Genomic DNA, 18944 nt, shown 5'->3' with positions numbered 1-18944 from the left:
ATAATGAAAATTGATTTTGATGCCTTGTTGGCACCGATAAATGATGTGGCTCCCTGTGGTCGCAATATTGAGTATGAACAGGTCTACGACAGTATCCGCAGGGCGCGAGAAAGTGACCCAGATTATCTGCCTCAAGGGGAGTGGGCTACCGAATTACGCGTGGCTGACTGGGCTAAAGTGGTTAAACTCAGCAGCAAAGTATTGTGTGACGAGAGTAAAGACCTACAGGTTGCTTGTTGGTTCATCGAAGGGATAACCCAGCAACAAGGCATCACTGGCCTGCTATCAGGTATGGCATTTTTACAGCAGTTCACTACTCGCTATTGGGATTATTGCTGGCCAGCTTTGGAGGCGGACGGCCACGTGTTCCGCCAAAGTTCGTTGAACCGCTTGGATCGTGAGCTGGCGTTGTGGTTGAAAATATACCCGATGTTGGGGCAGCAGGAGAGTTCACTGGCCTATTGGCAGAAAGTTGTTATGCGGGAGCATCATGGGCCCCCTAAAACGGACGATGAAACCACAGTTGGCAGTGATGATTTATCAATGACGAGTTATAACCGCTGGGCCGCGGCACTCAGTGTAGAAAAATTAATCTCGCTAAAGGATACCCTGCAAGAGCTCACGTCGGCGTTGATTATTTTTGAACAACAATACAGCCAATTGAACCCCAATGCAGATTCTACTGCGTTTGGTCAGACCAAGCAGATCATAGTCGAAATGCAAGAATGGGTCCAGCGTATGATAGATCGTCTTGGCCCCATCTATAGCGAAGCTGCGGCAGAGTCATCCAGTGAACAACAACTCGCAAGTGGTATGACTCACCACGGAATGTCTCGGGCCGTGGCTATCAGCCAGATTTTGACTATTGCAGATTTTTTCCGCCAGACAGAGCCTTCCAGCCCACTCCCTTTATTACTGGAGCGCGCAGCTCGTTGGGGGGGGATGACCTTGACCGAATGGTTAGAGGAAATGCTGCAAGATGATAATAGCTTGCAAAGTATTAATAGCGTATTAAAAGGGCAACAAAGCGAATGAAATTACATGGTGGAATGATTTCACTGATACTGAGCATATTCTTGATAAGCGGATGTGCTATGCCAGAGAAGTTCTCTCAAGAAGAAGCATTGCAAGCTGTTACCGCGTCATATGCTGGGGGCGCTATTACCGTTCAGTTACGCGCAGAGCCGACGCTGAATACGGTAAACGGGTTGCCTAATAGCTGTACCGTTTTATTATTGCAGGCGAAAGATAAAGCTTCTCTCAATAAAATCCTTAGCAATCCAGCTGCGCTGAAAGGACTATTTGCAGGGGTTGGGGCTGAAGGAGCCTTACTGCAAGTGGATCGCTATACCATTATGCCGGGACAGGACAGTACATTACATATTAACCGTGCGCAGAACACCCGCAGTGTCGCCCTGGTTGCCGGATATTATCCCTATCCTATGAAGCAACATAGGGTTCTGGTTGATATTCCAGTCAAAATTTCCAAAAGCGGGTGGTGGAAACCAGAATGGTGGGCAGGTTTAGGGCCATTGAACATTGCTGTGACCATGGGCAGTGACCGCATTTCCCGCCTTGAGGCATCGCAAAAAGAGGGCAAATCAACGGCTGCCAGCGCCACCACGGATTATGCGGCTGAAGATGAAGCTGAAAATGGGGAAAAGTCATAATGTACCCAGAACAACAGCAAATTTACTGGCACTCTGGATTGTATCTACAACCACAGCATTTTCAGTCTCTTGACCTGCATAACGAATGGCAACATGCTCAGATTCGCCGTTCTGCTCAACCTTATAATAAGGGGATGGTCGAGCTTAAAGTCAATAAAGCTGCGTTGCAGGATTTTGTGGTGAGCATCGACAGTGTTGAGTGCATTATGCCGGGTGGGGCTTACCTGTCATATCCAGGTAATTGTCAGCTTGAAAAGCGTCATTTTCGTGATGCCTGGAAACAACGCGACCAGCCTTTTACGCTGTGGCTGGCGCTACGCCGTTTTGACCCACAACACAATAATGTCACGCTATTAAAGAAAGAGCATGAACGGGCAGGAACCCGCTGGGTCAATACCAATGATGATCCGGTGATGAAAGATATTTATGATCAGGCGCCAGAAGCGACTGTGGCCCGCCTGTGTTACAACGTGCGTATTTTAACCGCAGAAGAGATGCAGGAAGCCGTCGATTGCGAGTGTATTCCATTGATGAGACTGCGTTATGAAAATGACCGGGTGATATTTGATCCTGATTTTTCTGTACCTGCGGTCACCTTGCATGGCTCAGCGACGCTCTATGAACTGATTGAAACTATTTATTACGATGTCAGCGCCAGAGCAAAAAAACTGGAAGAGTACAAGCGCTCTGAGCGCTTGGTTAGCGGCAGTGATCGCGGTGATCGGATCACGCAATTGTTGGCGATGCGTACCTTAAATCACGCGCTGCCATTATTAAAAAATATGCTTCAGGCGCGACAGGTTCACCCGTGGCAAATGTATTGTTTATTGTCACAGTTGATTGGGGAACTCTCTTCTTTCAATGAGGGATGTTCATTCTTGGGGGAGTGGCGTACCGGTAATGATCACTTGCAGCCTTACGACCACGATCAGTTGGGTCATTGCTTCGACAGTGCGCGTAAAACGTTAGTCCGTTTACTGAATAATTTGGTGCTGGAAGATAACGTCTATATCACCATGGAAAAAGATATCCACGGTGTATATATCAGTCATTTTGAATCTGAGCAGTTACAGAACGCGGAAAAAATACTGTTGTTGTTACGTTCTTCAACTATCTCGATGGAAAATCAGCAGATAAAAAATACCGGTGGTATTAAGCTGGCTTCAACCAAAGCGATTAATCTGTTGATCCAGCATGCCTTACCGGGTGCTCCGGTCACTTTGTGCCGACAGGCTCCGCGTGGTGTACCAAACCGTAGCGATTCATCTTATTTTATCGTCGATCGTCAGAGTGAATTATGGGCCGCGGCTGAACAAGACAAAAGTATCTCATTTTATTGGTCAGATATGCCGGAGGATCTTCAAGTTCAACTTATATTTGTGGTGCCCACATGATGAGCATCGTGAATTGTTATATGCCAGTCTTCCGGTTTATAACTTCTTTTATTCTTGAACCACAGGAACATGCTGATTATTCGCGTTTCAGAAATAAATGTATTCAATTATTGCAACAAGCGCGTTTGGCCTCCGAATTGCATCATTCACTGCAAGACTGTGAGGATGCTAATTTTGCGGTGGTCATCTGGCTAGATGAACAAGTTTTACGTTCTGAACCCGAATGGGTTAAACAGTGGCGAGCGGTGTTATTACAAAGCCATTATTTTGATTTATCGACCGGTGGTAGTGAGTTTTTCTCATGCCTTGATTCTATTGATAAAAATAACGCTAAATTAAGAGTGGTCTATTTATTCTGCTTATTAATGGGATTTCATGGCAAATATACTCAGCAGGATGATGAATTACAGAAACGAATTTCAGATGAACGCCGTTGTTTACCTGAACAATGGCGTCAGTGGCCGAACAATGCGCCGCTAATTTCAGAACTGTTAAATAGCCATGGGGAGATAAATCCCGTACGAAAGAAATTTCGTAATATGAAATGGCTCATATTATCAATGGTAATAGCGGTTTATCTCATAATGCTTATCGCAGGATTAGGTTCAATCTAATAGGTTTATAGAATGTTTAAAAATTTGATTGCCTTCACTGTGTGGGCCTTTTTGCTATGTATATTGCTTATTGTTTGCTTAGTCATTGCTACGGTTATTGAATGGTCGTTAATCAGTGGCTTTATTCTGTGGCTGGTATTGATAATCGCCATTATCGGCATTCGACTGGCTTGGGTCGGCATTGTCGGATTATCAAAAGCGAAGTTCTTCGACAAATTAACCACGCATTTTAAATTATCGCGTATGGAACATGTTTTGTCTGAGCACTGGAAAACCGGAGCCAAAGTCATTAAGCGCATTCGCAATGGTAAACAACCCTTGCCATGGTTTGTCCTCACTGGCCAGCGTTGTGGTAAAACCACGTTAATGGCCAGTACCGGTCTGCCCTTGTTCTCTAATGAACCCGAAAGTGGTGTGGTGGTTCCTACCCGGACATTGCGTTGGTGGTTCTTCCGCTCGGTAGGTTTTCTCGATCTGTCCAGCCAATTTTTGAGTAAAAGCCCGGCATTTGAGCGTGCCTGGCTGCGGCTGGTGAGCTGGTGTCGGCGTTTGCCTGTGCCGGCGGGTATTGTGGTGTGTGTTTCCGCCGATGACCTGCAACAGAAAAATATCGCTGAGTTGAGCTTGAATGCCCGCCATATTCGTACGCAAATTGAGCCACTGATTAAAAAAGTGAAACATCGTTTGCCGGTATATGTGGTGATTACCTGCTGTGACCACTTGTCCGGTTTTACCCTATGGTCTGATAAGCTATCGCCCGCACAGCGCCAACAAGCACTGGGCTATCACTGGCTACAATCCCCGGTGGTTGATGGCAAAGATCCGGCGTTCCTTAATCCGTTATTCAGCACAGTAAAAGAAGGGTTGGACAATGTGCGTATCAGTATGTTTACCGGCCTGCCCCCTGATGAAGATACGCTGCAATTACTCGATTTTCCTGAGCAACTTGGCCAGTTACAACCGGCTTTGCAAAGCTATTTGGCTGCCCTGTGTGAGCCAGATGCGTATTTTGAATCTGGAGCCTTAGGCGGGGTTTGGTTCACGGCCACGGTGCCCGTTAGCCAAAACAGTGCCATGCGTCAGGCCGTTTTTTTGCACGATATACTGATGCGTCAATTGCCGGAACTCAGCAGATTACGTCAGGTTGATGCTATCGGTTTTCTGCGCCGTTTCTTACAGCAATGGGGCGTGGTGATGGCGGCCTCAGTGACGCTGGCGCTACTGCTCTTTTATGGGATGCGCACTCACTCGTTGATCGCGGGGGATTTCACTGCCTTGACGGTGGCTCAACAGATTAAAAAACTAGAACAGATTGAAAGTGGGCAGCAACAGCCGCTGCAATACTGGCCTTTTATCCCGGCAGTTAATTATCGCCATTCTCAGCTTGAGCAGCAGGTGTTACGTGCTGCGCCCACTCCTGTGGTGAATGCGCATGCTATTGTCGAGTGCTATGAGCAGCGTTTCAATCAAGCCACTCCTCAGCAACAACGTGGCTATATCCTTGATTTAGCGCAAAGCATCATGACGAAGCAGGCGATGTTGGAATATAAACCCATAGCCGAGCTGCATGAATTGCCACCGATACCGACCGCCCTGAGCCAGGTGGGTAACACCACCCCAGTTCAACAATTACATAACAGTATGGCTCCCAATAAAGTCTACGGACGTGGGCAAATACCTCGGCTATTGTGTAAGACATCAGAGCTGTCGGTATTATCACCTCAACACAATATCGTGCTACAACGCGCCTTACTGCAACAAACGGGCGGTGTAGAACATGTGCAAACCTTGCGCCAGTTACTCGCGAAGCTGGTGAACAGTGATAGCCAATGGCAATGGTTATTAGCGACCGATCCTGAATTGCTACCGGTGAAACTGATTAATTTTTTGCCCGCTAGCGATAGACAGCAGCAGTTGGCTGGGCAATGGACCCAACTAGGAACGGCGCAAATCAGCCACTGGATTATCAAGGTACGTCAGGCTGCCGGTGAAGATATAAAACTGACCGCGCTGGATAATTTTGAGCGGCAGTGGGGCTCATTACGCCAGGATCAATGGATGAAATTACTGCTGGCGATGAGCCAGCAGCAAGCACCGCTGTTGGATGCAGAACAATGGCAAGATATGCTGATCGGCATTGAGCGGGGTAACAGCCCGTCGATGAAGTTTTCCCGCTATATCGTGCAGCAACTGGCGGATGTTCCTAATAGTGCAGCGGCACCTTGGTTGCGTGAACTGCGCCAACTTAATTTGCTACAAAAAACCAATGAGCTGGCTCCACTGATGCAAAATAAAGATCGCATTGAGCTGGCCATCAGCCAAAAAATAGCCAGTAAACTTAAGTTGGATCAACAGACGCTGGCTGCGCCGCTGAAAGATTCCAATATAAATGCATGGAATGAATGGCAAACCAGCCTGCGTATTGCGGTTGCTGAAGCCGTCGCCACCCCGGAAAACAGTGACAATCTGACGCGGGGTTTATTTCGCAGCGAAGAGGGAAGCAGTAACCCATTGCAAAAACTCAGTGGCCGCTTTGCCGCGCTGCGTAAAAGTATCAATCCTGCGAAAGATGATGTTGCGGTTAATGCGGTGTGGTCTTTGTATATGAATGATGCGCGTCTGTTGACGGCTCATGCTATGCAGCGCTCCAGTTGCTGGATACAACAGCAATGGCAAAGTCGTGTGCTGTGGCCGATGGAAAAAAACGCCGCGCAATTGGATTATCAGGATCAACTGGATATGACCTGGCAATATTTGTCAGATTTCATTCGCGGGCCAGCAAAAAGTGTATTGGTGGTGGGCAATAATGGCCCAGCAGCAGGAGAGTTTGAAGGCCAGTCTTTGAGCCTGACACCGGAATTTATGCGTCTTGTCAATCATGTCCTGCGCCCTGACGATGTTCTGTCGATGCCAGAACGTGCGAATACCCGTAGCGAAGATAAATTGGCGAAATTGCAGGAAGCACAAGTAAAACTCGAGGCGAAATTGGCGGCTATTGAGGAACAACCGGTTGAGTTGACGCTGACCAGCCTGCCTGCCACGGTGCCTGGCGGGGCACGCCTGATGCCAACCGGTAGTCAACTAACGCTGTTCTGTGATGCTCAGCGTTGGGATCTGAAAAGCATGAACTTCAGTGAGCAGACCCTATTCCAGTGGCAACCCGGCCATTGTAGTCGTGTGACACAAACGATTAATTTCCCCGGTTTTGACCTGTCATTCGACTATATCGGTGATAACGCCTGGCCTGATTTCATACGGGATATTGCCGAAGGGAAACTCTCTTTTAGCGCGGAAGATTTCCCGGAACACAGTGCCACCATCACCTCATTAGGGATCAAAGAGATCCTGGTGCGTTATCAGTTTGATAAACAAAACGCCGTACAGGCAGCCTGGTTACGCTGGAAAGCTGCTGCCGATGCTCTCAGCGAAAATGCAGTGGCTCAGCAAAACACTATGGATAAGAAAACCGAACAAACATTACCGTCTGCCTTGCATGGCAATATTTCACAATTGCCAGCCAAAATTGCGGACTGCCGTTAAGAATTATTAATTGTATAAAATTCAATAGACTAAATAGGAAAAAATGTGGGTAGTTATCTCAAAAAAATTGTTGCTAATCTCGATGTTGAAGCACGCAAATGTCTGGATGCCGCCATCAGTCTGGCGGTCAGCCGGACACATCATGAAGTGGAAACTGAACATCTGTTAATGGCTCTGATGATTACCCATACGGGGCTGGTAGAAAAATTGGGGCTGAATGCCGGGCTGCGAGGCGATGATTTACTTGACGCACTGACGGTCAGTTTGAACACATTGCGTAGTGGCAATTCTCGCCCTCCTGTTCTGTCTGAATCTCTGGTAGAACATTTAGAGCGTTCCTGGCTGCATGCGAGTGTGAATTGGCAGCAAAATCATTTGCCGGTGCAGGCCTTTCTTGGCTGTTTACTGAATGATTTATCCGGCAATCAGATTCGTTTTTCATCGATGTTAAGCCAGGCGCTGAGTTGTGATGGTGAACTGGCGGATAAATTGTTGCTTCAGGAATGTTCTGCGGCAGTAGCCCGTCAGCCTATGAATACCGGCGATAGTCATGATTCCGCGTTAGCGAAATATACCCGTAATCTGACAGAACAGGCGCGGCAGAATGCGCTCGATCCAGCGCTGGGTCGTGAAGCTGAAATCCGCCAGATGATTGATGTTTTGTTACGTCGACGTCAGAACAACCCGGTGTTAACGGGCGAACCCGGCGTGGGCAAAACGGCAGTGGTTGAGGGATTAGCTCAACGCATTGTGGAAGGCAGTGTGCCCGAGGCGTTAAAGAATATGGAGATTCTTTCACTGGATATGGGCTTGCTACAGGCGGGGGCCAGCGTAAAAGGTGAGTTTGAGAACCGTTTGCAAATGCTATTACACGAAGTGAAAGCCTATTCTTCACCCGTGATATTATTTATTGATGAAGCTCATTCGCTTATTGGTGCTGGCGGGCAGGCTGGGAAAAATGATGCGGCTAATTTGCTCAAACCCGCTTTGGCTCGCGGAGAAATACGTGTGCTGGCTGCCACCACCTGGGCTGAATATAAAAAATATTTTGAAAAAGATGCTGCACTGGCCCGCCGTTTCCAGGTGATCAAAATTGCCGAACCTGATATAGAAGCGGCTACTGCGATGTTACGTTCCATGAAGCTGGCCATGAGCCTGCATCATGGTGTCACTATTCTTGAAAGTGCGCTGCTCGCCGCTGTCACGCTTTCCAGCCGCTATATATCAGGCCGACAGCTGCCAGATAAATCCATTAGTTTGCTCGATACTGCCTGCGCCCGTGTTGCGGTGTCACAGTGTCATGAGCCGAAAGAGATTGAAGATCTTAATGCGCTACTGAGTAATATCACCGTTGAGCGTGATAGCTTGCTTCTGGAAGGCGGTAATGGGGCCCGTTTGCACAGGTTAGCTCAGAGGGAAGATGAAATCCAGCAAGACCTGGACAAACTTATCCCCGAGTGGCAGCGGCAGAGTGATTTGGTTACACGTATCAAAGCGAGTCAGGATATGCAAGAAATGGCGGCCCTTAGGGCTGAGTTATCGGAATTACATCAAGAGCAACCGCTGGTTTTCGATTGTGTTGATGAGGCTTGTGTTGCTGATGTGATAGCGGACTGGACCGGCATCCCATTAGGGCGAATGTTGGAGAAGGATCAGAATCAATTGAGTGAATTGTTGACGCGACTGGAGGCCCGAGTTATCGGCCAATCCTATGCATTGGATGCTATCGTTCAGCAAGTCCGTATTGGGCGCGCCAATCTTAATGACCCTACCAAGCCACTGGGAGTCTTTATGTTGGCAGGGCCATCCGGGGTAGGGAAGACCGAAACCGCGTTGGCACTCTCCGATCTGTTGTACGGGGGTGAACAGAACCTGATCACTATCAACATGTCGGAATATCAGGAGGCACATTCGGTCTCTGGGCTAAAAGGCTCTCCACCCGGATATGTGGGTTATGGGGAAGGGGGGGGGTTAACCGAGGCGGTACGCCGCCGGCCTTATAGTGTGGTGTTGTTGGATGAAGTTGAGAAAGCACATCCCGACGTGATGGAGCTATTTTATCAGGTATTTGATAAAGGAGTGATGGAAGATGCTGAAGGGCAGTTGATCAATTTCCGCAACACGTTGATTATCCTCACCAGCAATCTAGCCAGTGATCGTATGATGTCTGCTTGCACTTTAGGTGAAATAGCTCACAACAGATTAATAGAATTGATTCGCCCAGAGTTTGATCGCCACTTTCGCCCAGCATTTATGAGCCGTTTACGGCTTATACCTTATCTACCAGTTGTTGCCGACACGTTGGCCAGTATTATTCAAATGAAGCTAAATAAAATCTGTGAACGTTTCCGTCGCGTGGCGGGATATGAGTCACAACTGACATATAGTGATAACGTGGTCAAATTCTTTGCCAGCTGTTGCCGAGTTGAACAAAGCGGTGCGCGTGAGATTGATTTGGTACTGAACAGAGATCTACTCCCGTTATTGACCGAGAAATTGTTGAACGTGGAAGATAATAAAAAAATGGCTCTATTGCTAAATGTGAACAAAGATAAATTAACGCTTAGCTAGAAACGTAGTTAAAGTTTATGGTGGATATCTGAGTATTGACTTTCGGTGGGTATGTTTTACTTGAATAATATAGTGTTTACATCTTTCCACCATGTTCATTAAAATAGTGTTGTTTTAAAAATGCAAATATTTAAAGTTGAATACGTTAATTTTTTAAGGAAAAACCCACACAAAGATATTGAGCCTTATTTATTATTATAACATAAAGTTGTGAATGAGCAGTAGGCTAATAATCGCCTTGATTAAATATATATCCTTAAGGAAAATTAGTGACAGACTAACCAAAAAAACCAAAAATTCTTGCCATTGCAACTAGAATGGTGGAGAAAATGAAGCAATATGAGTCAGGGATAACAAATCTTCTCGGCGATATTGTCCGAAAATTAGGTGCGAAATTATATGGAAGGGAATTTCGACTAAAGACTCCAGAGTCTTTAGTCGAAAAGTTAAGAGTTGTTGAGTCTAAAGATATTAACGATATTTTACGTTATACAATAGGCTTTCCTTATGGGGGAAATGGGACTCAAATCTTAATTTAGCAGCAATGGCATTTTATTTTATATGTTGTTTATACGTTAAATTAATTATGGCTGCTAGACTATAAATATATGATTGTCAGAAATGAATTTCAAGCCTCTCAGGCATGTAGAGGTATAAATGCAAATTTATAATTACCGGATAACTCTGGGAATTTTGAAATTAAAACACATAAAGCATTAATCTAAAATGTTAAAAGTGAAGGGCATGTGCGTTATGAAAGGATTAGGAAACTTGAGGGAGATATTAAATCAGGGATAGATAAAAATGAAAGAAAAAGTAATATTTAATTAAAATAAAATAATTTTATGGCCTCAGCAGGTATTCCTTCACCAAGAGGTGTTAATGAATTAGTACCGCCGCGAGGAGTAAATGATCTTAATTTTAGATGGCAACATATGACCCATCTAGTTATAGATGAAAAATAATTTTTTAAAAGAAGAATAGAAATAAAAATTAAAAAATGCATAATATCCCTTATTAAATAATACAAATTATGTAGTTAGGGGAAAGGATACAGGTTCTATGAGTCTGTTCCTATTTATGTGTAGCTACCAGCCTATTAAGCCCAGAGTGGGGGTATCTGCGTTTTGATGACATTTGGTGTACATCACTGAGATATCTCACATGTGATCATAAAATAGCCAAGGAAGGTTCCTTATCATGGGGTCTTAAATGAAGCTATTTTATGGAATATTGGCAGGATGAATTCAAGCTAAGAGATCTTTGGTTATTAAATACTGAACAATTGACTCTGTTGTAAGGCATTACTGATAAAGGTCGGCTGGGGTTTGCTATCTAACTGAAGCTTTTTTGAGTTATATGGCTTATTCACTAAAGAGAATAGCGAAGTCAGCCCCGATATTGTTCGGATATTAACCGGACAGTTATCTGTGTCTATAGATGCAATTTATTCATACATTCTATATTATCACCAAAGACAGAGACATAGTCGGATAATTTGCAATTTTTTAGGGTATTGTCCTTCTTATGGCGTAGATCTGAAACAACTTTTTCATTGGTCATGTCATGAGGTATTATCGTGAGATCCTCAGGCCCGTCATGGCCGAGAAGTCGCTTTCGAGTGGTCTCGGGGCCAACGAGTTGAACTGCCAGCCAACGACAAGCTCGACAAGATTTACGTTCCGCTATCCATCATTATGAAGCACTCTTACAAGGTAAGATCTGAGTATTGACAGTAAAGTTGCGATTAACCACTTGCTCTCTGCCGATGATACAGACGTACCGAAAACATCAAGCAGTAATTTCAGTAAGCCCAAAATGGACCCTAGTAAACCTAGTCTGGTTGACCTGCCCTCAGGATTAGATACAACGCTCACTTAATAATGTCGGATCCTTCACTCTCAGAATTACCCTTTCTCCAACCCGTCGCAAATTCAGACGGCGTCTGATAATTCAGCGTGGAGTGCGGGCGGCACTCGTTATAATCCTGACGCCATTCACTGATGGTTTTCCTGGCATGACTGACGTCGCTGAACCAGTGTTCATCCAGGCATTCATCGCGAAAGCGTCCGTTAAAACTCTCAATAAATCCGTTCTGTGTCGGCTTGCCGGGGTGTATAAGCCGCAGCTCCACGCCATGCTCATAAGCCCACGGGTCATGTGCTCTGCAGGTAAATTCCGGCCCTGGTCAGTTCTTATCGTAGCCGGATAGCCGGATAGCCGCGAAACAGCGCAATGCTGTCCAGAATACGCGTGACCTGCACGCCTGAAATCCCAAAGGCAACAGTGACCGTTAGACATTCCTTCGTGAAGTCATCCACGCAGGTAAGGCACTTGATCCTGCGATCGGTGGCCAATGCGTCCATGACGAAATCCATCGACCAGGTCAGATTGGGCGCTGCCGGGCGGAGCAGCGGCAGACGTTCTGTTGCCAGCCCTTTACGACATCGTCTGCGTTTTACGCCCAGCCCGCTCAGATGATAAAGGCGATACACGCGCTTGTGATTAACATGAAGTCCTTCACGGCGCAGTAACTGCCAGATACGGCGGTAGCTCCAGTGGCAGCTCAGTGGTGCGCCCTGATAAATGCGCATCAGCAGTCTGACGCTGAGCGTCATAGTGGCAGGTCGACAGGGACAAACCTGTGAGTCTGCAGGCACGACGTTGCAACAGACCGGTCGCATCACACATCAACACCACAGCTTCCCGCTTCTGGTCTGTCATCAGTACTTTCGCCCATGAGCCACCTGAAGCGCCTCCTTATCCAGCATGGATTCGGCAAGCAGCTTCTTGAGTCTGGCGTTCTCTTTTTCAAGCTACTTCAGGCGCTTAACCTCAGGCACTTCCATACCGCCATACTTCTTACGCCAGGTGTAAAACGTGGCATCGGAAATGGCGTGCTTGCGGCAGAATTCACGGGCGGATATACCCCGGCTTCAGCCTCGTGGAGAATACTGATGGTCTCTGTTGGTCGGAAAAACGCTTCTTCATGTGGCTTATGAAGACATTACTAATATCGGGGTGTACTAATCAACGTGGAGCAAGTCATGGTAAATGTCTTTACTGCCATTTCTCTGTTAAAACTTCTCGATAATATCGCGTTAAAGTCGGATGTATTTGAGGGGGCACCAGCTAAATTTATTGAAGTGTTTCAACAACGTTGCGCCAGAGAATCTATTCGAGAAATATGCCATTATCACTCGAGACTCCGCAACACTAGGGTTAGTATATTTCTCGTAAGCTGGCAACTTTCGTGATTATAAAATTTTGGCTGGTTCCGGCTTACAACCCCAAGATTGTATATCAAAGCGATCGCGGACGCGCAGGGGGACGTTAAACTCTCTTGATATATCCCACCTCATGATTGTGGATCGACATTTGTCATCGGCGATGAGTTTTAAGTATTGCGAGAGGATGGCTGGTTGAAGTTAATATAGGTTGAATGTAAGCGTCGTTGGAATAATACCTGTTTTTACGATCCATGAGTCGTCATGATTTTGTTTCTGATCATTAATAAGGATAAAATCCATTAGGATCAAAGTATTTATCGCATTAACGGAAGTCAGCCATAGTTTCCCTACCGATTTTTAGACGGCCAATAGATAAAATTGTTCCGCTGGTGATAAACATTCTCGGCGGGATGCTGAAGTTGCCCTTTACATATTATGTGTATCAGCTCAACATCAGCGCAGAATGGTCTGCGCTCGACGAAATGGCTTAAATCCCAGTATCAGACGTATTCGCCGTTTGATATTCCGATGATCCTGTTCCACAAGGTTATTCAGGTAATTACCCTACCTGATAGTGATGGTTTCATCTTCCATTTCTTCCAGGTTGCGAAGACTCAGTGCATAAGTCAGATACCAACGGACACATTGAGTGATGATATCTGCAGGATAATGCAGGCGTTTGAAGGCTTTTCGTTTTCGGATCAGTGAAGTTCTCAGGTAACATCATATAAAATATGATGTTACCTGACGATTGCTTAATGTGACACAACTGATTAATGTCCTAAATTACGCAATGTAAGCATTTTCTTACAAGATTACAATCTAATTCCACTATTTCATATGCATGTATAAACATGCAGAATATACAGCGATTGATTATCTATTAGCCAATTATTAGGTGTTAAACCTATCCAAGTTAAATAAATAATTTTAAAAGGAGGAAATTATAAAATGTCACAATATGGTAATTCTATCTTAAAAAAAGGAGTTTTTGCTGTGGTCTCAATGTTGTTTCTTAATAGCAACTTATCTGCAGCAGATGACGGTACAATTACTTTTACGGGAGCAGTCTCTGCTGTTACTTGTGAAATAACTGGTGGAACAGAAGCAGGGAGTGCCGGGACTAATGATTTTACCGTTCCTCTTAAAACTGTCAGTACTTCTGCATTATCAAGTGTTGGTCAACGTGCGCAAGCAACTAAATTTTATATTGCACTAACAGGAGCAGAATGTACTGATGGCGCAAAAGCAAATGTGAATTTTGAAAGAGCCAGAGGCACGATTGACGATAGTACTGGCAATTTGAAAAATTCTGCTGTAGACGCTGCTGCTAATGTGCAAATTAGTATTCTAAATAACGATACTACTCCTTTAAATTTAGCGGAACCAAATGATAAACATCAAGAAAAAACTATTGCAGGTAACAGTGCTCGGTTTGATTATTGGGCGGAATATGTAGCCACCGGTGTGGTGACTGCGGGTAATGTAGAATCAAGTCTTATTTATTCTATAGTTTATAACTAATTTTTGGGGGCTTGCTCTTTAAGAGCCAGTCCCCGATGATTATTTTTTCCAATGGTTTTAGGATGTAGGAAATGAAGTTATTAAAAATACTTCTAATAGGTTTTTTTGCATGTGGAGGATATTCGGCCTATGCCTCTATTCAAATTATGGCAACGCGAATAATTTTTGATGAAAAAAGTAAAGAACAAGTTATTAGAGTCAATAATATTGGAGATCTGCCATCATTAGTCCAAGTATGGTTAGAATCCGATAGGTATTCCATGGGGTCTGGTGATGTGGAAAAAGAAGATTTACCTTTTGTTATTAGCCCTCCAGTTTCGCGAATAAATGCGGGGAAAGGAAAGTCGTTTAGAGTTTTTAAAACAGAAGAAGCAAAAGTAAAGTTTCCCCGTGATAGAGAGACATTGCTCTGGGTAAATGTACTTGATATACCACCAGAGCTGGAAAATGATAATTCAAAAAATAAGCTAAATCTTGCATTTCGTACACGCTTAAAGTTCTTATATCGTCCGATAGGCTTATCTTCAGATCCAAGAGTTGCGGCAGAAAATGTTAGTTGGGTGGCAAAAAGGACAGGTAAGGCGATTAATATCAAAGGTGAGAATAAGTCACCGTATCATGTATCAATCGGTAAATTTGTAGTAACTGATGGCAGCAATAAAATTGATTTAACAGGAGGGATGATCCTTCCTTATTCTAACTATGAATTTGATTTTAAGGTTACAGACCTTGGTAATCAGCCTGTGAAGTTATTTTATAGTTATATTACTGATTTAGGTGCATTTGTAGAAAAGGAAATTATATTAGAATAATAAATTAAATATAAAATAACAATACAGGTGCTATGATTATCATGAAGTTTTTCATTTTTGGTATTACCCTATGTTTTTTCCCACTACAGTCATTTGCTGTGGGGAAATATAATTCTATTCCACAGGGACAGGTTAAATTTAAGTCTGGCTTTATGAAGTTTTATGAGCATGGGGTTAATTTAGAGGATTTTGATGGTGAAGATACAGTAAAAGCTGGAAAGTATTATGTAGAAATGAATTTAAACTCAAAAAATATTGAAAGTTTAAATGTAAACTTTATTGAAACAGATAAAGAACAAGGTGTTCAACCTTGTTTCACACCGAAAAATATACTGGCTTTTGGTGTAAGACAGAACATGCTCCCTCAGGACTGGCAAAGCAATGGTTGCATCTTAATTAACGATATTATCCCAGATGCAACAATAACTTTTGACGATAGCGATCAGAAGCTATATCTGACGATACCACAGGTCTATGTGGAGAGTATGCCTAATGGATATATTAGACCAGAGTTATGGGATGAGGGTGTCCCAGCATTAACCTTAGCTTATAGTTTGAATGCATCTAATTATAAAAACTCATCTGAATATAATGATCATAAAAAAAATAAACAATTTTATTATGGCAGCTTGAATACATCAGCAAAGCTAGGATCATGGCGACTTTTTACTAATGGTATGGCAAATAGTAGTAGCGATGAAAGTGTAACGTGGAATAATCAATCTGCTTATATACAGAGATCATTCGCTGCCAATCAGTCACAATTTATCCTTGGAGACGTGAATACTACTGGGGCTATGTTTAATACCACGCCACTTCGGGGAGTCAGCCTATATACTGATGATCGCATGCTGCCAAATTCTATGCGGGGATATGCACCAGTAATCAGAGGGGTTGCCGACAGTAATGCCTTGGTCACCATCCGACAAAATGGCAATGTTATCCATGAAACAAATGTTCCCCCTGGCGAGTTTGTTATAAATGATTTAAATACAGCCGGTTATGGTGGGAATCTTGAAGTAACTATCAGAGAGGCAAGCGGGAATATAAGAGTACAAGTTGTGCCTTATTCTAGTATTCCTCAACTTTTACGTGAAGGATACTCAAGATACACGGCCACAGTAGGTGAAATAAGAAGCTCAAACCTTAGTGATCCACCCATGTTATTTGAGGGGAGCTATCAATATGGATTTAATAATTATATTACTGGCTATGGAGGTATCCAGAAAACTATATCAAATGATTATTTTGCATTGCTTGGTGGGGTTGCATTTAATACACCAGTCGGTGCGTTAAGTTTTGATGCGACACGTTCTTCAACTTCAGTTAAAGCAGATGATGAATCGCAATGTGACTCTACATTTTGCAATATGAGTTTTAAAGTAAGCCTGGCGAAGGTCGTTGAACCAACAAAAACTAACTTTAGCTTAATGGCGTATCGCTATTCAAGTAGTAATTATTTTACATTAATGGATGCGCTAAATACTGTTGAGGCCCAAAAGAGTGGCAAAGGTATTCGTACTGAAAATTATCGCGAAGTACTTGAAGCAAATATAAATCAAAATCTATCCCCTGGTTGGGGAAGCCTCTTTTTAACAACCTACTATGGTCGATACTGGCATAAAGATGTTAATGAGAAGAGTACGTTAAACTATCAGGTTGGCTACGCAAACTCAGTAGGGTCAGTCAATTATAGCTTAGGTTTTAATCGGTTAAATAATCGCTATGGTAATGGTGAGAATACCTTCCGTTTATCACTCAGTATTCCATTAGCTACGGATTCAAGTTATCGTAATAGGCCAAGATTAACGTCGACAATAAGTCATAATGATCGCGAGTCCCGATTAAAAACAGCGATTAGTGGTACTGTTGGGGAACATCAAGAATATAGCTATGGATCTTGGATCGATGGAACAAGCAATAGTGATCGCAATTTCGGCATTAACGGTGGATATAGTGGTGACACATCATTAATAAATCTTGGTTATAGCCAAGGTAGATCGAACTCTATGGCTTCAGTAAATTTAAGTAGTGGTATTGTCGTGCATGCCGGTGGAGTGAACCTATCGCATTCTATTAGCGATACCCTGGGTATTATTGAAGCCAAAGGTGCGACTGGAGCCAGTATTTATCCTTATACAAATGCACGGGTAGCTAAAAATGGATATGCTATTTTACCGTATTTGTCACCATTTCAATATAATGAAATCTCTCTTAATGTAAAAGATATGCCAACTAATATAGAGATTGAAGAGGATAGAATTAAAATAGTGCCAACAGCAGGTGCTTCTGTATTAGTGAAGTTTGATACTAAAAATATTAATAACCAAATTCTTAAGATTAAGAATGAAGAAGGACACTATATCCCCTTTGGCGCCAACGCCTATAATGCTGCTGGTGATTCACTAGGTGTGGTTGGTCAAGGTGGGAATATCATTCTCTCGAGTGAGAAATCACAGAGTATTACGATTGTTTGGAACAGTAAAGACGGTATACAGAAATGTTTTATCAACTATATACCTGAACTTTATTCTGACTATGAAAACATAAAAATCGTCAACACTATTTGTCGTAATGAAAGTAGCCAACCTAATTGAGGTGAATGTTATATGTTAATTATTAGGATGTTAGCCCTTATTGCTTTGTCGTTAGGTTGGATGAGTTCGAGTGTAATAGCTGCTGCAACCTGTTCGGGAAATGTAGCAACGGTTGCTATGCCTCAATTGGATCTTAACCCAGCAGAAAATGGAGCAATAGGTACAATTCTTGGGTCGCGGCTTATTCCCGTTAATACATTAAATTATACCTGTGGGGGGGGGGTAAAAACCCGCCTAACGTCTACTTATACGCGCGGTAATGCTTTATCAGCTCTTCCTAATGTATACAGTACTGAAATTGGTGGTGTAGGAATCAGAATAAAATGGCCCGTTAGCCGTGACGCTGCTTATTTTCCAACGACTCAAGATTGTCAATCGCCTTGCACCATAAATAACGACGGTTTATTAATCGAATTTATTCAAATCGGAAAAATAACAGCAGGGGATATCCGCCAGGGTGAAATTGCAAAGGTTGTTCTTACTGCTGCTGAGGAGACAAGCAATAGTGTAACATTATTATCTATAGTGTTAACAGCCAATACTTCAGTTGTTGTACGTTCCTGCATGATCGCAAATTCAAATTTAAATATTGATTTGGGCAGCTATCCTCTTTCTGATTTCAATACAGGTAGTAAACATGGAACTCCAAAGTTATTTTCAATCTCAGTATATTGTCCACAGGCGTCCTCTGTAAAAATAGCATTTACCACTGTTGAACAACAACCTGTAGGCTCCTCTAGAGGGGTTATCCAAAATACTATTCCCGTTGAAAATGGTGGTGCGAAAGGAATAGGGACAAGGATGTTAACTGGGAATAGGAATATTGCTCAACAGGTGGATGGTACAAAATCATCCGAAATTTTATTTAACGTAGATGAACATAAAGATCTGAACTATTTTGCTCAAATATACATAGTGGATTCAGATAGGAAAAACATCACATCAGGAAATGTTGCTGGCCAAGTTTATTTCAATTTAACGATAGAGTAATA

General features: G+C 43.5%; 11 protein-coding genes and 2 pseudogenes. 11 read left to right on the top strand and 2 right to left on the bottom strand.

The genetic code is table 11. The features are described from left to right. Positions 1-3: 3 nt before the first annotated feature. From tssA to Q2T72_RS22380, 7 genes are all read left to right on the top strand, one after another. Positions 4-1035 carry a type VI secretion system protein TssA gene (tssA, locus tag Q2T72_RS22410; protein ID WP_372569971.1) on the top strand — a complete coding sequence of 344 codons (1032 nt, stop codon included), beginning with the start codon at positions 4-6 and terminating at the stop codon, positions 1033-1035. A 59-nt stretch (positions 1036-1094) separates the two neighbouring features. Continuing rightward, positions 1095-1670, top strand: coding sequence for a type VI secretion lipoprotein TssJ (locus Q2T72_RS22405; protein WP_372569970.1), 576 nt, complete (start codon positions 1095-1097; stop codon positions 1668-1670). After that, positions 1670-3064 (top strand): type VI secretion system baseplate subunit TssK, encoded by a 1395-nt coding sequence (gene tssK / locus Q2T72_RS22400; RefSeq protein ID WP_372569969.1) that lies wholly within the window; start codon positions 1670-1672, stop codon positions 3062-3064. The genes Q2T72_RS22405 and tssK overlap by 1 nt, the downstream gene beginning before the upstream one ends. Next, the gene (locus Q2T72_RS22395) at positions 3061-3678 is read left to right on the top strand and encodes a DotU family type IV/VI secretion system protein (protein WP_372569968.1); all 618 of its coding nucleotides are present in this window, start codon (positions 3061-3063) and stop codon (positions 3676-3678) included. Before tssK ends, Q2T72_RS22395 begins: the two co-directional genes overlap by 4 nt. Before the next feature lie 12 nt (positions 3679-3690). Then, on the top strand, positions 3691-7218 hold the full coding sequence (locus tag Q2T72_RS22390; RefSeq protein WP_372569967.1) for a type VI secretion system protein: 3528 nt from the start codon (positions 3691-3693) through the stop codon (positions 7216-7218). A 45-nt stretch (positions 7219-7263) separates the two neighbouring features. Continuing rightward, positions 7264-9789: a type VI secretion system ATPase TssH gene (tssH, locus tag Q2T72_RS22385; RefSeq protein WP_372569966.1), complete on the top strand. Its 2526-nt coding sequence runs from the start codon at positions 7264-7266 to the stop codon at positions 9787-9789. A 329-nt stretch (positions 9790-10118) separates the two neighbouring features. Continuing rightward, complete coding sequence (locus Q2T72_RS22380) at positions 10119-10328, top strand: hypothetical protein (RefSeq protein WP_372569965.1); 210 nt, start codon at positions 10119-10121, stop codon at positions 10326-10328. Between the two features lie 1334 nt (positions 10329-11662). Here Q2T72_RS22380 and Q2T72_RS22375 read toward each other — a convergent pair. After that, positions 11663-12780: pseudogene (locus Q2T72_RS22375) on the bottom strand (IS3 family transposase). Positions 12781-13376: 596 nt separating this feature from the next. After that, a pseudogene (locus tag Q2T72_RS22370) lies at positions 13377-13724 on the bottom strand (DDE-type integrase/transposase/recombinase). 246 nt (positions 13725-13970) lie between these two features. Between Q2T72_RS22370 and Q2T72_RS22365 the strand changes: the two are divergent. The 4 genes from Q2T72_RS22365 (at position 13971) to Q2T72_RS22350 (ending at position 18942) form a co-directional block, all read left to right on the top strand. Continuing rightward, a complete protein-coding gene (locus Q2T72_RS22365; protein WP_372569963.1) occupies positions 13971-14543 on the top strand; it encodes a fimbrial protein in 573 nt (190 codons plus the stop codon). A 71-nt stretch (positions 14544-14614) separates the two neighbouring features. Next, positions 14615-15355: a molecular chaperone gene (locus Q2T72_RS22360; protein WP_372569962.1), complete on the top strand. Its 741-nt coding sequence runs from the start codon at positions 14615-14617 to the stop codon at positions 15353-15355. A 41-nt stretch (positions 15356-15396) separates the two neighbouring features. Beyond that, positions 15397-17952 carry a fimbria/pilus outer membrane usher protein gene (locus tag Q2T72_RS22355; RefSeq protein WP_372569961.1) on the top strand — a complete coding sequence of 852 codons (2556 nt, stop codon included), beginning with the start codon at positions 15397-15399 and terminating at the stop codon, positions 17950-17952. Positions 17953-17964: 12 nt separating this feature from the next. Next, a complete protein-coding gene (locus Q2T72_RS22350) occupies positions 17965-18942 on the top strand; it encodes a fimbrial protein (protein WP_372569960.1) in 978 nt (325 codons plus the stop codon). Positions 18943-18944 lie beyond the last annotated feature (2 nt).

Origin of the sequence: Yersinia sp. 2466 StPb PI, from assembly GCF_041538325.1 — a bacterium.
Taxonomy (GTDB): Bacteria; Pseudomonadota; Gammaproteobacteria; order Enterobacterales; family Enterobacteriaceae; genus Yersinia; species Yersinia enterocolitica_E.
This window is presented reverse-complemented; position numbering and strand designations above follow the sequence as displayed.